Origin of the sequence: Sphingomonas kyeonggiensis (genome assembly GCF_014204495.1) — a bacterium.
Lineage (GTDB): Bacteria > Pseudomonadota > Alphaproteobacteria > Sphingomonadales > Sphingomonadaceae > Sphingomonas > Sphingomonas kyeonggiensis_A.
The window spans coordinates 23,328-41,060 of sequence record NZ_JACHLN010000001.1 but is presented as its reverse complement, the minus strand read 5'-3'; the positions used below and the strand labels follow the sequence as shown (position 1 = coordinate 41,060).

Here is a 17,733-nt window from a genome sequence, read left to right as displayed (position 1 = left end):
CAACTGCCGAATCAATTCTGATATATCTTGCAACCATTTTGGCTATATTTCTACATCAGGATGTTCCTTCACAAAGTAGCGTAACGCATTGCGCTGTCGAGGTGGCCGCTTCTCCCGCGATTGAAGGCGGTTACGGTCCTGAGGGCGATTTCTGCGAGGGGCTTCACGCGGAGAACGTATCCGGATCTGTCGATATCATCTCGGTCACTACGGGGCCCGTGCGCGGCTCGAGCACCGGTATCGTCAGCTTGGGAGCCCCCTATGCGACAGGGGCTGTCCATCTCATTGGCGCACCGCTGGTCGCCTCGGTCGCATATCGTGTCGATGGAAAGATCAATGCGCCCGGGCCGGGGCGTTGGTCCGATGCCAAGCTACGTCGGACAACCTATCTGCGTAGCTCCGACATTGGCTTTCTCGGCTATCCGGCAATGGGCGGCGAAGGGGTCGTGACGCCCATATGCGCGGTGGCCGACCCCGCCCAATGCAGCAGGACCGGCTCGATCTTAGTAGGCCTGCGCTCAGCGGTGAACCTGGTGTCGCTCGATGCCAAGATATTCCGGCGAAGAGGCGGTACCTGGGATGCGGGCACGGAGGTGCATCTCGCATCGTCAGGCCTCCCCGCCAGTGTCGTAATCCCTCTGCGCATCAGCGTCGGGACGGATGTCGATTCTGTCAGCGTGCAGCTGTCGGGCGTCCAATCGACAGATCTTCCTCCCATTCGCAAGGCGATCGTAATCGCCCTATGATCAGACGCTTCCTCGATGCCCTCCGCGAGAAGTGGACTTTAGGCCTTGCCGGGCTGATGCTCGCCGCAGCAGTCGCCGGCTCCCTGCTGTGGTACGGTCGCCTCGGCTCCTTCCCGATAAGAGCCACGCTCATTGCGCGGCACGTCAACATTGCAACAGGGCCTGCCGGAATCATTGATCCCTATCGTCAGGTTGCCCTGTCCTCCGCGCGAACCTTTGGAAAGGCAGCGGTGCGGGCGATCCCTCCGCTCAATGGCCTCCAGGATGGCCCGGTCGAGGTTGCTGGGCCGATCTCGCTGTCCGCGATAAGGATTCCGCCGGGCGCCCGCGCCAGCTTCGATGCGGTTGACGCACGCTGCATCGACATCAATGTAGAGGGGGCGTCGCTGCAGATCGACCTTCAAGGCGACCGCGCAGTCGTCGCTCAGCATGAACGCAGATGGAGCACATCCACGCTGCTGACAGTAGCAGCTACCGCCGTGCGGCTCTGCTTCGCGACGCCCGCTGTGCTTCGCTTCTACGAGGCATCGCAGCTGGACGTGACCGAAACCGCGTCGCCACTCCCTGGGGCCCCGCTCCAAATCTCGACGCTTCGCTCCGGAACGATCTCGTTGCCGTTCGCCGATCGCTCGATCACGCTAGAGCGAGACGAGGCCATGGTGCTTGGCGGGTTTCGTGGGATGGCCTCGCTCCGGCTTGGCGCAGATCCATCTGGCGCAGTCGAGCTCCTGGCGAGCGGAAGGGCAACCGCTGTCTCATCGGGTGTTCCCGGCCTGGAACGCGACCTGCGCCCACGTTGGATCGAGTATCTAAATGCTCGCGACATACTGGGCGGCCTGCTCGCCACCATCTTGGCGTGCTGGAGCATCAGCACTTCAGCCGCTGCATTTCTACGGCGGCGGGAATGATGCGTACCCTGCTTGCATCTGCGCTTCTCTGCCTTGTGACGGTACGGGCGCTCGCTCAATCGAGTCAGGCTGACCTTTCGGTCGAGCAACTCTCGTTGGGCGCAGATCTGCTCAAGACCGCAACGGTGGGCATTGACTCCGACGAGCGCGGCAAGGGGCTGATTGTCGGCTACAGCGCCGATGAATGGATGATAGCGACTGCGACGCATGTGATCCGAAGGCTTGACGATGGTGACCGTGTCGATGTCACGCTCTTTGTAGACGACGGAGTGCTCATACGGACGACAGCGCACATCTTGTATCGGGCCGACGCGCCTCTCGATCTAGCCTTTCTCGCCGTTCCCGCGCCAGTCGATCTCGCCTTGCCGCGTTACGGCGCGTTCGAGACCTTGCCCTTGATCACCTATGTCGTGACCCTAGGCGGCGCTGGCGAATGGCGGATGCCGCTGACGGCTAGCAGCCTGACTTCGCTCGGCGTCCCCGGCTGGCTGCGCATGGAAGGCGCTCCGGTGGAAAGAGGTTATTCCGGCGGCCCGGTGATTGGTCTCGGTGGCATCGCTGGCCTCGTCATTCGCCAGCAAGGCGTCTCTAAGGCCGATGTCCTGTCGATCGGGACCATAAGGCAAAGCTTCGAGGCGCAGTTTGGAGGGGCGCGCTGGCGCTGGCTGCCTCAGATAGTGCCTCCGCCCGTCGCGACCGGAACCGTCCGCCTGACCCGATCCGACGATCTGGGCGGCTATCTGTCGCTCCAGCCCGCCTCGGGACCTCCCGTCCTGGCGGCCGACGGCCGGATGATGCTGATACCCGTTGGCTCCTATAAGGTAACCCTGCCTACTACAGCCGGCGAGTTGCCGTGCGAACCCGACCGGGTCACCGTGATCGTCGGCGGAAATTTTACAGCGCCAGTCTCGTGCCGTGTCGAGATTGAGGGACGTTGGGGGCTACTTGGCGCCATCCTGGAGCTCAAGCCGCTTGGGCTCGATCTGTACAGCGCGGAGCTGACGGCAAACCCTATGCTTTCCGGCCGAGGCACCGCGCAGTTCAACGGGAACTACCTGCTGCTAACGATTGCGCTTCAAGCTGGCGGCTCGTGGTCCGCGCGCCTTCGTGTATCGCCCGACGCGATGTCCGGCGAGATCACCGATGCGAGCTTCTATCTTGGCCCAAGCCCTTTCAAGCTCATCTTCCAGCGCGTGAGATAGCCAATGAAGCATGTCTTTATATTCGCAGCTGTGGTTTTGACCTGCGCGCCTTGCGCGGTGGCTGCGCAGGCGGCGCCCACCGCGACGCTCGGCGATGCCTATCTCGGGAGCTGGGAGTCCAACGACCTTGATGAGATACGGAATTGGAATGATGGAGCCTGCGCCGCCATACTGACCACACGTAGGAAATACGCTGTTGAACGCCGTCCCGGCTCCGGCGCGCTGTCCATCCTCTACATGAATCAGACTTGGGGCCACATCGTTCATAATGCAGGGATGCAGTGCAAGCTCGACGGCCAGGCCGAGCCAGGTTCCGTTTTCCTCAGGATAAGGAGCTGGCAGGGCGATCCGCGAATCCTGGCCGACGCCAGCCTCGCCTTCGACGGATACTATAGCGGCTGCCACCCGATCGGGTGCGAGGCCGATCCGCAGATATTTAAGGGCGACTTCCATGCAAGGCTATCAATCGATGGTGCTCATCTGATCGACACAGGAGACGGCCAGACAGTGGCGTGGAGAACGCGCTATTGGAGCGTTGCCAATCTTGCCGATGCGAAGCGCGATGCGCTTCGGGCGGTCAACGAGGTGATAGGGCATCTAGGCGCCGACGAACCTGATACCTTCATTCAAGACTATCTTCCTCGCTTGCCTCGGAATGGCTCGCCTCTCGCGACAATAAGGCAGCTGCGACGTCTGACCCGCCACATAGTATCTCGTGACCCCATCGATCAGATTATCATCGACCAGGCGAAGCGCCCGGAGGGCTATGGCCCGGTCGAAATGATCCTCAGCCTGGCGAACGCGAAGCTCGACAATGGCGCGTCGGCTCTGGAGACGACCCTTCTCACTCGCGAGGACGGGGCCTGGAAGCTTCACTCCTATCAGCTCAACTAGCGTTCCAGCCCCATAAGCATGTCATCGAGCTTGCTGACGAGCGTCGCCAGGTGGTCGCTGCCTGCATCGCGGGCGTGCAGCATGCTGCAGAGCTCCTTCACTGATAGGCTGAGAATAAGTTTGCCGCTTTCCCGAAGTGCGCCGCGCATGGCGGCGTCGGCCCCGGCATCAGCGCCGTGGCGGGAAACAATGATTGCGGCACCCCGCATCGCGATCGGATAGAGGTACTTCTCCGTAGTGTAGATCTCGCGCTGGCGAATTGGCTTGCTGTAGTTCTTGAACTCGAAGACGATGTAGCGTGCCCTGAAATCACTGATGAGCGCTTGCCAGAAGTCTTCCTTCGAGGCGATGCGGGCTACTAGGTCAAAGATATTGTGTCCGGTGTGCGATTCATGCTGATCGTCAAATGCGATCAGCTCGTCTTCGAACAGCCAGCGGACAGCCGCCTCGCAAGCCTCCTCGAACGGCTTCGCCACCGACTTGCCAACACCGTGAATATCCGCGCAGAGATCTGCGCCGCGCTTGGGAGGCTCGGGTGGCGGCGCGACAGGCAATTCCTCCGGCTCTGCCAACTCAGGCAGATCGCCCTCCATAAGCTCCGCGAGAGTTTTTGCGGGATCCACCGGCTCGGCGATTGGCAGATCCTCGCCTCGGAAGACTAGCGCGCTCCGGCTTATCTCCTCGAGCTCCGCCGCCAGGCTGGGATGACCTTGGGCAAGCCCTGCGAGAATGTCGATGTCGTAAACGCGGAGCGCCGGGAAACTCTCTAGCCGGCTACGCTGCGACGGCGCGAGACGGCTGTTGGTGACGAGGATTCCGAAGGCAGCGCCATTGGCGATCCGGCTTCGTTCAAGGTAATCCAGCGCCACGATGATATTGCGCGAGGCTGGTGTGCTCGAACTGTAGAGCTTGACCTCCACGACTGCGAGCGCCCTGCCTGTGTCGACCATGAGATCATGCCCCCAAGCGCGATCGCTCTCGGGCAGCGCGACCTCGAACCCTTGAAGCTTGAAGAGATCGAAAGTGAAACGCTCGAGCCTAAACGCTAGCGACGACAGGTTGCGCTGCTCTACCAAGGCATTTCCTCCATCATCGTCATATCTTTGCCCGGATCGCCGCAACCAGGCGGTCTAGAATAGGCTCGGCTGCGTGGATACGATCGATAGCGGCCTCGATCGGCAGCAGCGCCTCCGCCACGTCGCCGTCCTCAAAACCGCTGATCAATGCTTCCTTGTCAATCTGGACCGCCACGGCGAGACGCCCCTCCCGAGCGTCGCAGCGGAAGCCCGAGTTCATGAGTTGATCGACAAGCTCGACTTGCTCGCGCAACACAGATTTCCACTTTGCGCGGCCGAGCGCGTTGCTGCCAAGCACGAGCTGCATGCCGGACCCGGCAAAGCCCATGAACTGACCCACCCAAGTCTCGGGAGGCTGTCCGTCGTTGCAATCAGTGCCCTCAAAGTTGATGTAAAGGTCGAACGCGTCATTGGTCCCGCCTGCGGTGCGCCACGACTTTTGTGCAACCCAGCAGACGGGATCTAGCTCCTCGTCGATCTCACCGTCCCAGCCGAATGCCTTCATCTTGCGCTGGATAATGCGCCCGGCCTCCCTGCCGAGCATCCTATCCATGACATTCGTGGCGTGGCGGAGCGCAACTTCGAGCTCCTCGATATGGCGAGCGATTGCGCCGCTCACAGCTGGGTCGGTCATGAGCTCCTCCTAGAGGGTTCCTAGATAGTCGCCAAAGCTGACGATAAGCTGCTCGGCGAAGCTTTGCTTGCTGCTCTGCCGTCCAGCGCTTGAGAACGCAGCCTCTGCCACTGTCGGCCAGGATAGATGCAAGACCTGGTCAAGCTCGCTCGAAAACGGCGCGAGCAACACGATGTGGCCTGTCGCGTGCTGCCAGCGAGCACGTGCGGAAATCGCCTCGACATAGCGCTCAAGCTGACGGGGACCGAGAGCGGCGTCGATCTTCATCTCGATACCAACGATATGCCTCGCCGTCTCGATGGTGAGGTCGATTCGCTCGGTGTGCACACCTAATGGACTGATCTCGCTAGCGACCCGGTAACCGGTAGCAAGCTCAGCCTCCCAATCAATATCCACGATGCAGGCGGCCAGGCAGCCGGCAAGGAACCTGCGTGAGGCAGCACCCCCAAGCTCGAGCGTCCAAAGGCCGGCAAGTGCTTGTGCCACGCGCACCTCATCTCGCCGAAGCCCCGCGATCACCCATGGGTTGATGATCCCGCCTTGGAGCCTCGCTCGGGCCAGCGGTGCCCGCAGGCTAGCAAACGCCTCAATGACGCGCCCCAAAGGATACGGCTGCTGAAATACATCGCGCGCCAGCCCGGCCTTGAGTGGCGCAAAGGTGCGCAGCGCAGCCTGAAGCTCTGCTGCCGAGAACCGCGGCATCGCCGACATTGAGGCCACCCCTACCATGCGGCTGGGTTAGCAATCATTCGTGCCACTGCAAGCTTGTGCGACGATGTCGCACCGGTTTGGCCCCTTTCGTTTATGCCCAGCCGCAGATTTGGCTCGGATCCGGCGGTTTGTTTCCTACCGCTGTGCATTGGCCGCTGCTATTCAGCGAATATCTGCGCCAGTGTCGTAAGATATCTGCGTGAGGGGGAAACGATAAGATCGAAATGGCGACGAGGATGCCAGCCGTCCTTGCGGGGGAGTGATGCACGGTGAAAGTTGAGCCCGAAGCGTTTCAGCAGCCCATCAGGCTGAACTACGAAGCAGACCTCCTTGGGAACATTCAGCAGGCCCTGGCTGGTCTTCAAGGTTTCGGGGTGATGGCGCTGGAGCTTATCCAGAATGCCGACGACGCCGGCGCGGGAACATTGCGTTTCGACGTCTGCGATACCGCCCTATTCGTCTACAATAGCGCGGAGTTCTCGACTTGCGGGCTGACCGAAGCGCGCTGCCCATGGGAAAGAGACGGTGATCCCGAAGGTCATAAGCGAGCCTGCAACTTCCACGCAATTTCGCGGATGGGGAGCCGAAACAAGGTCCGGGTGGCATCGCAGATCGGTCGCTTCGGCATCGGTTTCGTCTCGGTATACCAGATAACCGACGCTCCCATCGTACGCTCTATCGGCATCGAGATGCAGCTCATTCCAATCGATGGAGCGGGCGCCACCAAGATCGTCCCGCCTCACCCCGGCACCGAATTCGAACTCGCTTGGGCCGCAATGGCTTCTGACACCCGCACGGCGCTCAATGCCTCTCCAACGCCGCCGGACGTCGTTGCGCTGGTGGTCGATGCGATCGTGGAAGTCATGACCCGTGGCCTGTTCTTCCTTCGGCGGCTGCACACAATCGAGCTCCTCGAGAATGGCGCCCCGGTCCAGTCGGTATCGATCGCGCGCGACGGCGGGATCGTAACGCTCGAAATTCATCCCGAAGGGCGCACCGAGCGGTGGAAGCTGTTCACCCGCAACGCTTCCGACCTCGCTCTCTCGCGCCAGATCTTCGACGATTTCCCGACTCTAGCGGAGCTCGATCGATCGCCTGAGGTGACTATCGCGTTGCCGCTTCACGCCGAGCCGCTGGAGGGGCTGCTTTACGCTTTTCTGCCGACCGAACAGGGATCAGGCCTGCCGCTCCACATCAACGCAGACTTCTTCCCTCATCCGACGCGCCGCATGATCACGCTCAGCGGCGAGCAGCATGAGCGCTATTGGAACGAACTCCTGCTCGACACGGCGGCACGAGCCTTGGCCGAGAATTTCGAAGAAATCCGCGATTTACTCGGGCACGCACGCTTCTGGGCTCTGGCGAACGCCGCTTATGGCCTTCGCGAGAATCGATCCTTCCAGTCCTTCTGGAGCGAACTTCACATAGTCGCCAAGGCCTCCAATTGCGTCCTGACCGTGAACGGCGGGCTCGCACGGCCAGGCGACTGTGTTCTCCCCGAACAGATGAGTCCCGAGGGGCAGGCCGCACTTGCATCGACCGGCCTCAAGCTCCTGCACCCTGACCTGCGCAGCTTCTGGACCATGTTCCTTGCGTTGGACGCATCAGCGCTACGGTTGCCGGCCGTCATATCCGCGCTTGAGGCCATGCGACCGGTCGAAGGCAACGGCGCGCCGCTCGTGGCGCTCTGGGCGGCGGTCGACGAGGTCCTGCAGCAATCCAGGACACGACTGGATCTGCCGGCGCAGATCAACCGGTTGAAGGCTGTGCGGTTTGTGCTCGATGTCGCGAACACTCCATCGACGATCAACGAATTGTGGCGTCCCCCGAGCGGGATTTCCGCTGCGGACATTCACCGGCTTCTGCCGGATGTTCCGATCGTACATGAAGAACTCCTGTTGTTGCCGACACTGTCCGAAACTGTCGATCTCTATCGGTTCCCCAGCTTTGCATCGGACATCGGGGCAGCGCTTTCCGATGAGGAAAAGGCCGCGACGACGATCGGAGTCAGCGAAGTAGAGGTTCGCCGCTTCTACGATCTGCTGGTCACCTTCGCTGCGCACGGCGATGTCGAAGCGGGCGGCCAGCGCCTGGTCGACGTTCCCATCCTGCGAACTAAGTCGGGCTTCGTCACGCCTTCGCGCGGGCAACTGCCCGGCGGCTTCGTCGATCCAATTGGCCACTTCGAGCTGATCGATACCGCGATCATGTCCGAGCGCATGCGTGCGCTGGCGCGAGATGTACTCCAAGTCGAAGTTCTCACCTTCAAGGCATATGTCGACGACCATCTCGAAGAGATCCTCCGCGGCAATCCGAGCAGGGAACAATATGTCTCGCTGCTCGCTCAGGTACTCGAACATCGCGCGGAGCTCGATGCCGAGGGTGGTCTGCTGTCATTGGCCGAGCGAGCATTCGTCCGCACGCGGGCCGGGCAATATGCCAGACCCCGCGACTGCTATTATTGGACGGCGGCCATCGAGGCTCAACTCGGCGCAGAACCGCACTTCTTCGTCGATGAAGACTGGATGCCGGCCGGACGCGACGCTGCTCGGCTGCAGGATCTTCTCGAGGATCGTCTCGGAATGCGCCGGACAGTTTCCGTCGGCCATCTCGTCGCCCGGATAGAGGAGATCGCCGGGACCTGCACCATCGACGAAATCGCGACGCGCACGCAGCCGATCGTCCGCCATATTCTCGATCGATTCGATCGGCTCTCATCGGACGAGCGAGCCGTACTCGAACGTCTGAAAGTCATCCCTTGGCTGCCGGCATCGCTGGACGGCGAGCGCGTTGCAAACACTCGCTATTCGCCAGCTCTGGTGTACCGGCCCTTCCGCGCGGCCGGCTATGCGTCGCAGGTTCGTATCGTCGATCTGCCGGCATTGCGTGGTGGCACGCAGGCGGGGCGCACGCTGACCGAATTCCTCGACTTTCTGGGCATGAAGGAAGAGCCTCCGACCGAGGCTGTCGTCGCCCATCTCGAACATTGCATGGCAAACGACATCGCCGCCTCCGACGTGGTGTACGCCATGCTCAGCGAACGGCTGAATTCCGACGATGCAGGTTGCATCGACCGACTTGCGGACAAGGCGTTCATCTACGACCCTGACCTCAAACGCTATCTGCGGTCTGATCAGGTATTTTGGGACCCTACCCATTTCCGCGGGCACTGGCATGCACCGAGTGTCAGAATGCGACAGCGCGAAGCGCTCTACCGGCGGCTGGGCGTAACGGATGCCCCAGTTGCTCGCCACCATCTGGCACTGCTCGGCGAGATTGCCGCGCATCCACCGGTCGGTGACGAGGACGCAATTGTCCATGAGCGTTGCCTCGCCTGGCTTGCCGACGCGCTCGAACATGATGACAGCGAGACGCGCGACTTGTTCGGCGGCCTCGAAGAGGGCCCGCTCCTGCTGAATATGCTGGGAGAGAGCATCTGGCTGGACGAAGCGGTCTGGCGAGATTCGGATCTTCTTTCGGATCCGTTTGCCGGAGCACTGGACGAGCGTCTGGTTGCTCCACCGCATGTTTCGCGTCTTGCCGCAGCCCGCCTGTTCAAAGAACTCCGAGTACCGCGCCTGTCTAGCATAGCGAAGCTCGCGCTGGCCGAGATTCCAAGCAGCGTGTCCGACCCCGAAGCAACGGAGCGCCTGCAGTCGCGCGGCGATCTTCTACTCTGGCTTGCGCCAAATGCGGAATTCCGCGACCGGCTGCGGTCGATCCTCGCACGTGTGGAAGTCCGCCGCGCCGGAAGTCTCCAGCTTAATGTCGAGATACTCGACTATGATCCGCCGGTGCGCTCGCCCTCCAGCCAGGCGGAGGCATTCTTCGACCCGGAATCCAGTGCCCTCTACGTACGGTCTGCTCCGGGTATTCCGATCGACTGGACCGCTGCCTTCCGCGCACTCTTCGCGCCCCTCGAGCAGTTGTACTTCGGCATCGATATGCCACCGGTCATCATGACCGCTGCCTTCGTGGCGACGCTGCCGACATGGGAGGAAGCAGAGCGCGCGCTTCGCAACGCCAATTACCGCGCGCCTCAAGGGGAATACGAAGACCTGCCCGAAACCGAGGAACTGCATGACGTCGAAGACTCCGTTGCTTCGAGCGAGGAGGACGAGAGCGAGCCCGGGGACGTGGGGGCCGGGGTACCGGATGGAGCGGTCGGTCCGGACGCCGATACCCGCGAAGACGCCCCAACCGATGACGGCAAGATCGATCATGATGGCGAAGACCTCGAAGATCGGAACGCAGAGGAGGAGACCGAGCCGCAACGGAATAGCGCCGCTGAGGATCATATCCACGAAGAGCCAGCTGTTGATCCCTCTTCCGGTAGCGAGCCAAGTGCCGGAGAAGCAGCCACCAGAACGGAGGAAACGCCGTTTGCATCCCGCTCCGACGATGGCAGCTTCGGCACGGAGAGCGCTCCGGGAAATCCGGATACAACGCCGCCAAGCACGGGAGGCGGCGAAGCATATCGCTCGAGACGAGGCCCCACACGAGCCGAACGAGAACAGCGCCGATCGCGAATGCTATCCTATGTCAACGCGTCGCCGCGGGAGGGAACGACCGGAGAAACCGGAGATGGCACCGACGACTTCGCCTCGCAGATCGACCTTGCGGCAATCGAAGCGGTGATGAAATATGAGCAGCGGTGCGGCCGCACCCCGGTAGAGCAGCCGCATAATAATCCCGGTTTCGACATCGTCTCGGCGTTGCCCGATGGCGCGTCGCGGCGGCTCATTGAAGTGAAGGGTCTGGACGGCGAATGGACGGAACGCGGCATAAAACTCTCCCATGTCCAGTTCGATATGGCCCGACGCCACCCCGAGGAATATTGGCTCTACGTCGTTGAGTTCGCTCGCGATCGGCAGAACCACCGCGTCAGTGCGATTGCCAACCCCTTCTCGAAAGTCATCGAATACTGGTTTGACCATGGCTGGAAGGGCGCAATCGAGGAAGCCGTTGCAGCGGCGGAACTCAACCTTGAGGTAGGCGTCAAAGTGCGTCACGCGGTCTGGGGCGTGGGTACGATCGAACAGATCAACCGTCGCGGCATCGGCGTTACCCTGCTCGTCGACTTCGGTCATGAGGGGCGCAAGCTCATTCCCTATAATTCAAGCCTTGAGTTCATGAACTGACTATGGCGATCTGCATTCCACCACCTGAATCTATGCATGCTGAATCCGCGGGAGAGCGGCGTCTCTACGATGCCCTTCGATCCGGTTTGAGTGACGAATACCTCGTGCTTCACTCGGTTGCCTGGATCGCAAAGCCGCGAGGTGCGGGCCCTCGGGATGGCGAGGTCGACTTTCTCATCTGTCACCCCCGGCGCGGCCTGCTGATCGTGGAGGTGAAGGGTGGCAGGATCGCATTGGATTATGCGGGGCGTAACTGGACATCCACCGACCGCAATGACGTCGAGCATGTCATCGGCAATCCATTCGAGCAGGCCAAGAAGGGCAAGTTCGCGATCCTTGAGAAGCTTAAGGAAAGCCCCCTCTGGCAGAAGCTCGGCATCGGCCGGTTCACACTCGGACATGGCGTCGTCTTCCCTGATGTCGACGACGCAGACCGCTTGCAGGGGCCGGATGCGCCGCGACAGATTATAGGCGACCGCCGCACACTTTCTGCGATCTCGGCTTGGGTAGAAGGGCTCCATGATTTCTGGGCCGAACCGACAACAGCATCGAGTGCTTCAGTGATCGGCACGCGCGGAATAGAGACAGTTCGCCGTATCTTCGCAAGAGTTGGTACCACACGCGCCCTACTGTCCGCGCGCCTGGCAGAAGAAGAAGAGCGGCGCATTACGCTGACAGAGCGGCAGTCCGTCATTTTGGATATGCTAAGCCGCCATCGTAGAGTCATGGTGGCTGGCGGCGCTGGCACCGGCAAAACTCTGATCGCACGACAAAAGGCGGTGCGCTCTGCCGAGCACGGGCTGAGCACTTTGCTGCTATGCTACAACCGAGGCCTCGCAGACCACCTCCGCGAGCTTTCTGCGGACGTCGAGGGTCTTGAGGTCGCCACCTTTCATCAATTGTGCCGTCGTTGGATCGAAAGGGCCCGGATCGAATTCGGGCGCGATCTCGTCGCGGAGGCGCAACACGATTACCCGCTGGGAAACGAATACGACCACCACCAGCCTATCGCACTTGCGTTGGCGGTCGACTTGTTCGGCTTCAGTTACGACGCGATCATCGTCGATGAGGGACAGGACTTTGGTGACGAATTCTGGATGCCGATCGAGCTCCTGCTTTCGGACCATGCCGACGGGCTTCTGTATGTCTTTCTAGACGAGAATCAGGATATTTACCGCCGCTCTGCGGCAATCCCGATCGATGGAGCACCACTGTTTCTCGACAGGAATTGTCGAAACACCGCACCGATTCACGCCGCCGCTTATCGTTACTATCGCGGTGACACCATCGAAGCGCCGGCGATTGCCGGCAAAGCCGTTGAACTTCTTGTTTCGCCGGATCGCGCCCGGCAGGCGGCTGCCATTTCTAACCTCGTGACCAAGCTTGTGGCCGAAGAGGGCGTTGCTCCCCACGATATCGGCGTTCTTCTCTGCAATGCGCGCGACCGCCAAGATTGCGAACGCGCGTTGCTGCGTACGACCATTCCCAAGCAGGCGAATTGGGGCCGACTTGAAGGTTACAGGCCCGGATCCGTTACCGTCGATTCGGTGGCGCGTTTCAAGGGATTGGAACGCCCTATTGTCATCCTCTGGGGGTTGGACGGCTGCGACCCGGTTATCGACCGCGAAATCCTTTATGTCGGCATGTCGCGCGCCAAGTCTTTGCTGTATCTTTGCGGGACTAAGGACACCTGCGACCGCCTGGTGAAAGCAAGCGTCGGCTGACTCGCGCAATCGCATGCTCGGCGATGGTCATCGAAGGGTGTCCAATATCCCTGATGAAAATGCGATTTGCTCCCCGGATTCTGAAACCAATTACACTCGTTGAGTTAAGAACGGAGGTGGTGTCTCGCGTCTTCGTGCGACCGCGCTGCGCTCCACCGAGCCGCCCTTCTTTGAGTCTCGGCTGCTGTCGCGGTGGCGATCGCTGACGTGAGATTAGCCGGGCCGATCAATCGGAACGCGGGAATCAATTGAGCACACGCCGACGCATCCCACGGAGCTGTCAGCGACCCGGCACTTTAGGACTCCTTTGAATGGACCGACCGGCTTTAACGCCAAGGCGGAAGGGGCGGGCTTTGTTTAGGCAGCTCATCACAAGCGATCGAATCACCTGCAAGCCGATGGGGAATCTGCCGTGCTATTTTTGATATGCCCGCTCGCCGGATCTCGCAGCGAGCGAGCTCTGCGTCTGCCCGCTTCGTTCGACACTCAGGCCTCTTAAATCTGGAGGAGGCGAGAATTATGCGAATGGAACATATGAAGAACCATTGCGTGTCCCGCTAAGGCGATGTAGGCACTCGTGGCTGTTCGGGGAGAAATCCCTTGAGAGGTAGCGTGCGCGGAGGGCAGCTTGGCATACCGTCTTATTGACTTGTTTTCTGGCGCAGGCGGTCTCACGCTCGGCTTCACTGATCGCAGGTTCTGCGGCGGTTTCGAGAGTGTTTGGTCGCTGGATTTCGACGCTGCGGCTGTTGAAACGCACCGGGCAAATTTTGGTCCTCATGCAGATTGTGGCGATATCGAAGAGTGGGTCTCTTCGAATCGACCGATTCCTGCCGCCGACGTTGTGATCGGAGGGCCGCCGTGCCAAGGCTTCAGCCTCTTGAATAAGCGTCGCGCAGGCGACAGCAGACGCGCTTTGTGGCTGCCCTTTATGGACGTCGTTGAGCGCAGCGGTGCGTCGATGTTCGTGATCGAGAATGTCGCGGAACTGTTGAAATCTCCGGAGTGTGCGGAGATTGAGAAGCACGCGCGTAAGCTCGGCTTCGACACCGTGAAGGAAATTCTGCTCGCGGCCGACTATGGCGCTGCGCAGACGCGAAAGCGTACGGTGATCATCGGATATAAGCGTGACATGGCGGCTCCCCAGTTCCCGCCTCTGCCCACGCATGCCCAACCCAATTCCATCACAAATCTCCCGGTGTGGCGGACAGTGCGCGATGTAATCGCCGACCTTCCCGCGCCGGTTGGAACCGAGATTCGTTCGACGGAAGCACCGCTTAATCTGCACTTCGGCCGGACACCCACGGAGAAAAGCCTGAAGCGATACAAAGCCGTTCCGCCGGGCGGTAACCGTTTCGACCTGCAGCGCAATGCGCCTGAGATCACCCCTGATTGTTGGATTCGGAAGACCTCGGGCGGCACCGACCTGTTCGGCAGGCTTTGGTGGGATCGCCCCTCAGTTACGATTCGTACCGAGTTCTTCAAACCGGAGAAGGGGCGATACCTGCATCCGGATCAGGACCGTCCTATCACGCATCGCGAGGCAGCTCGCATCATGGGCTTTCCTGACGATTTCGAGTTCGTCGGTTCCAAGGTCGAAATTGCGCGCCAAATCGGTAATGCCGTCCCGCCGCCCCTCGCCGGTGCGATCGCCTCGGTGGTGCGCCAGGTTCTCGACGGCAAAATGAGAGCCGCTGCTTAGAGCGGCTCAATATCCAAAACCCCGGTCCGATGAGTCTCGTCATGGTGCAGGTTGCACAATGTGACGAGATTATCGGCGGTATTTGCGCCGCCATGCGCGTGTTGCTTGATATGATGGGCTTCGAGATACCGGTGATCGGTTTCGGGGAAACCGTGCGGCCAGCCACACCCTTTCCAGCGGCATGACCAATTGTCTCGACGCATGACCTCGCGACGCACGATTTCCGGAATATGACGGTCATGGGCGGGCGCTTGCTCATCGCGCATGAGGACATAGACGCCGACAGGGAGTGAAGGATCTCCGCTTGTCCGTGTGACTACCGGCCAACCGTCCTCGGTGCGAAGTTCCCTGGTCCGACGCGCCCATTCGCTGACATTGCCCGCAACGTATCGAAGCTCCTCAGACGTAATCGGCTTGCCGACATTCGCGCGGAAGAAGCGGAGAAGCTTGTCCCGCACGCCCGCATCACTCTTCCGGATCTGGTTTGCCATGTTCCAACGGTGCGCCGCGTCGCGGTCCTGGCGATCCTCCTGCAGCATATATTGATCCGGGCGCATTGCGGGTGGAAGGTCGAGCGCATTGCCTCCATCCTCGTCGGCCTCACGTTGTTCCCGAGCCGTCATTCCGGACAGGATCGGCCAGCCTTCCTCCACCCTTAGTTCACGCAGACGCCGGGCATATTCACTGATGCCGGCGACTATCATGAGCTCGTCGCCGTCGATCACTTGTCGAGGAAATGCGCGAAGATAGGCGAGGATGCGTTCGCGCGCCGAAAGTTGCGCGCCGTGCGGCACAAGCGAGGAGCCCAAGTCCTGGAGCTGCTTGTGCGCGGGTACCAGCGCCCGGACCTGGTCACGTAGCCCGCTGTTCCGCAGGTGATGTTCGAAATTGGTGAGTAGGTCGATCAGTCCCTGCCGAAGCGCTTCCGAGTCATTCTGCCGTGGTCGCCTCGCCATCCGATCGTTCGCCTCGCCCGGTCACGTCATTCACGTGCTCTAAGATGAAAGCTGCACTGTTAAGTTCGCATTCCCAGAGAGTCACGACCCGATAGCCGCGTTCAATAAGTGCCGCCCTCGCAGTTTCATCCCGCTCCTTGTTGCGCCCGATCTTGCTTTGCCAAAAGTCGGTGCGGGTCGAGGGAAGTTTCGACCGTCGACATCCCTCGTGCCCGTGCCAAAAACAGCCATGAACGAAAATTGCTGTCCCGTATCTGGGTAGGACTATGTCCGGCGAACCCGGCAGATCGCGTCGGTGAAGTCTGAAGCGGTAGCCCGCGCGATGAAGTATGCTCCTGACGCGGATTTCCGGCTTGGTGTCACGGTTGCGAACCGCCCGCATGTTGGCACTGCGTTTCTCCGAAGAGATCCGGTCCACCTAGATTGCCAAGTCGAGCGGCAGGTCCGCGATGTCTTTCAATCTACGGCCCTCGACCATGAGCGATAAAAGCGAGGCAGCCTCGCTTTGTCCGAGACTCTCGACCGCATTGATGAGTTCCGGCAGGGCAATGTGATAAACGCAGTCGATATCTCCTGTGCCCAGCGCGATGGACGCCAGGCGCGACGGAAGCGGCTCCGCAGTAACCACGGCCAAGTGCGGTACCCTGCCTTTGCGACTTCGGATGAGGCGTAGCGCCTCGTACCGGGAATTCTGGGCTCGATCGCTGCGCATAGTCCATTTGCATGAGACACAAGCGTGCAGCGAGGGCTTGTCCGTGTTCACGCTGCGCATGGCAGTGCGAGCGGCCACCGAAGCGTCGATCAAGTCTTCTTCAGCGTTGATTTTCTCATCGGTCTCGGGGCGCCGGGCGATCACGACATCTGACGCGATGATATAGTCTTCGCCCAAGAGCACTCGAAGCGAGGGGTTGTCCTCGGCCGCGTCATTCACGTCCTGGAGATGAGAATATTGATCATAGCTGGCGATATTGAGTCCGCCGCGCGGGCTCACGCGGTCGATGTCCCATTGTCCGGGGCGAAGGCCTTTCAGGTGCAAGAACGTTTTCCGGAGAAACTCGGTCGTATGATCTTCGAATCGAGCGCCCACTGTTTGGGCAGCCAAGCGCTTCTTCAAAACCGTCGTCACCCCGAGAGCGTCCGCCAAGTGGGCGGCAATTGCGACGCTTGCCTTATTGTCCTTATCAGCATTGGACGCAGCAATGCCGTCTTCACCGTCGATGAGCGCATAAACTTTCGATGACTTTAGCGCGGCGTGGTACGCGTTACGGGCGTTCGTGAATCTGCTCATCCGCAATCCCTGACATTCGCGCACGCACTAGTCGAGCCGATCATTCATCCCGTGCGTTTCGTGCTGCGCACGATCGCGCTCTATTCCGCTGCGCTCCACCGAGCCCTGCGGTCTCGGCCGCTTACGCGGTGACGATCGCATAACGCGAGCGTCGGCATGGGCCGACGATAAGGAACGCGGTTCGATTGAGCGCACACTGACGGACTCCTACGGAGCCGCCAGGGTTCGCGGCTTTTTCTGTTCCCGCGTCGCACACTCGGTTCGGTCGGAGGGCACGGCGACGGCTGGCGCACGGCCCGCGCGCGCACGCCGCCGTGCCGGCCGTCCGAACGCGAGAGTGCATGTTTGCTGCGCCTGCGGCGCGGGGGCGCTTCGCGCTGAAGATCTGAAGTCGGCGCTCTGCGCCGGCGTTGTTGGGGCCGGCCGTGGCCAAGGGGGTGGGCGTCGCTGCCCTTTAGTCCCGCCGCGGCGTGCCGCAACCCGGCTGCGCCGGGTCCTCCACTCTGTTCCGGCCTGACGGTGCGGCCCGCCTTTCTCGGCGGGACTGCCGGTTCGCTCCTTGCCGCCCACCCCCTTCGCCGGGGCCGGTGTGCGATTTCAGAAAGGAGCAAGTCATGGAACTCACCCGGGCGATCGCGGCCCTCGACGACGGTGGTCGCGATGCCGGCACTCTGGAGGCGCAGTGCAAGCGCGAGCCCGCCAAAGCCAGCTCCGATGATCAGGGCAGTAGTCATGTGAGAATTCCAGGTCG

The 17,733-nt window shown here is 61.0% G+C and carries 13 protein-coding genes and 1 pseudogene; 7 read left to right on the top strand and 7 right to left on the bottom strand.

Annotated elements, in window-relative coordinates:
* The first annotated feature begins 101 nt into the window (after window positions 1-101).
* From HNP52_RS00185 to HNP52_RS00170, 4 genes are read left to right on the top strand one after another with little or no spacing between them, the layout of a single operon-like run.
* Entirely contained in the window at window positions 102-746 is a 645-nt protein-coding gene (locus tag HNP52_RS00185; RefSeq protein WP_184160799.1) for a hypothetical protein, read from the top strand.
* Entirely contained in the window at window positions 743-1,654 is a 912-nt protein-coding gene (locus HNP52_RS00180) for a hypothetical protein (RefSeq protein ID WP_184160796.1), read from the top strand. The genes HNP52_RS00185 and HNP52_RS00180 overlap by 4 nt, the downstream gene beginning before the upstream one ends.
* Window positions 1,654-2,856 (top strand): trypsin-like peptidase domain-containing protein, encoded by a 1,203-nt coding sequence (locus HNP52_RS00175; protein WP_184160793.1) that lies wholly within the window; start codon window positions 1,654-1,656, stop codon window positions 2,854-2,856. Before HNP52_RS00180 ends, HNP52_RS00175 begins: the two co-directional genes overlap by 1 nt.
* 3 nt (window positions 2,857-2,859) lie before the next feature.
* Entirely contained in the window at window positions 2,860-3,750 is an 891-nt protein-coding gene (locus HNP52_RS00170) for a hypothetical protein (protein ID WP_184160790.1), read from the top strand.
* Here the strand turns inward: HNP52_RS00170 and HNP52_RS00165 are convergent.
* The 3 genes from HNP52_RS00165 to HNP52_RS00155 are packed head-to-tail and all read right to left on the bottom strand — an operon-like array spanning window position 3,747 to window position 6,171.
* The gene (locus HNP52_RS00165) at window positions 3,747-4,826 is read right to left on the bottom strand and encodes a restriction endonuclease (RefSeq protein WP_184160786.1); all 1,080 of its coding nucleotides are present in this window, start codon (window positions 4,824-4,826) and stop codon (window positions 3,747-3,749) included. The two genes, HNP52_RS00170 and HNP52_RS00165, sit on opposite strands and share 4 nt — an antisense overlap.
* Window positions 4,827-4,845: 19 nt before the next feature.
* A complete protein-coding gene (locus HNP52_RS00160) occupies window positions 4,846-5,460 on the bottom strand; it encodes a hypothetical protein (RefSeq protein ID WP_184160783.1) in 615 nt (204 codons plus the stop codon).
* Between the two features lie 9 nt (window positions 5,461-5,469).
* A complete protein-coding gene (locus tag HNP52_RS00155; RefSeq protein ID WP_184160780.1) occupies window positions 5,470-6,171 on the bottom strand; it encodes a PD-(D/E)XK nuclease family protein in 702 nt (233 codons plus the stop codon).
* A 269-nt stretch (window positions 6,172-6,440) separates the two neighbouring features.
* On the opposite strand from HNP52_RS00155, the gene HNP52_RS23240 reads away from it, so the two are divergent.
* From HNP52_RS23240 to HNP52_RS00140, 3 genes are all read left to right on the top strand, one after another.
* Entirely contained in the window at window positions 6,441-11,312 is a 4,872-nt protein-coding gene (locus HNP52_RS23240; protein WP_221416060.1) for a protein NO VEIN domain-containing protein, read from the top strand.
* A 2-nt stretch (window positions 11,313-11,314) separates the two neighbouring features.
* Window positions 11,315-13,036 carry a nuclease-related domain-containing DEAD/DEAH box helicase gene (locus tag HNP52_RS00145; protein ID WP_221416059.1) on the top strand — a complete coding sequence of 574 codons (1,722 nt, stop codon included), beginning with the start codon at window positions 11,315-11,317 and terminating at the stop codon, window positions 13,034-13,036.
* Between the two features lie 628 nt (window positions 13,037-13,664).
* Window positions 13,665-14,738 (top strand): DNA cytosine methyltransferase, encoded by a 1,074-nt coding sequence (locus tag HNP52_RS00140; RefSeq protein ID WP_184160777.1) that lies wholly within the window; start codon window positions 13,665-13,667, stop codon window positions 14,736-14,738.
* On the opposite strand, the gene HNP52_RS00135 is transcribed toward HNP52_RS00140, so the two are convergent.
* The 4 genes and pseudogenes from HNP52_RS00135 to HNP52_RS00120 form a co-directional block, all read right to left on the bottom strand.
* A complete protein-coding gene (locus HNP52_RS00135) occupies window positions 14,735-15,694 on the bottom strand; it encodes an HNH endonuclease (RefSeq protein ID WP_184160774.1) in 960 nt (319 codons plus the stop codon). The genes HNP52_RS00140 and HNP52_RS00135 overlap by 4 nt on opposite strands.
* Complete coding sequence (locus HNP52_RS00130) at window positions 15,669-16,112, bottom strand: very short patch repair endonuclease (RefSeq protein ID WP_184160771.1); 444 nt, start codon at window positions 16,110-16,112, stop codon at window positions 15,669-15,671. Before HNP52_RS00130 ends, HNP52_RS00135 begins: the two co-directional genes overlap by 26 nt.
* A complete protein-coding gene (locus HNP52_RS00125) occupies window positions 16,113-16,982 on the bottom strand; it encodes an NgoMIV family type II restriction endonuclease (RefSeq protein ID WP_184160768.1) in 870 nt (289 codons plus the stop codon).
* Window positions 16,983-17,605: 623 nt separating this feature from the next.
* A pseudogene (locus tag HNP52_RS00120) lies at window positions 17,606-17,716 on the bottom strand (NAD(P)-binding protein); the annotation flags it as partial.
* Between the last annotated feature and the right edge of the window lie 17 nt (window positions 17,717-17,733).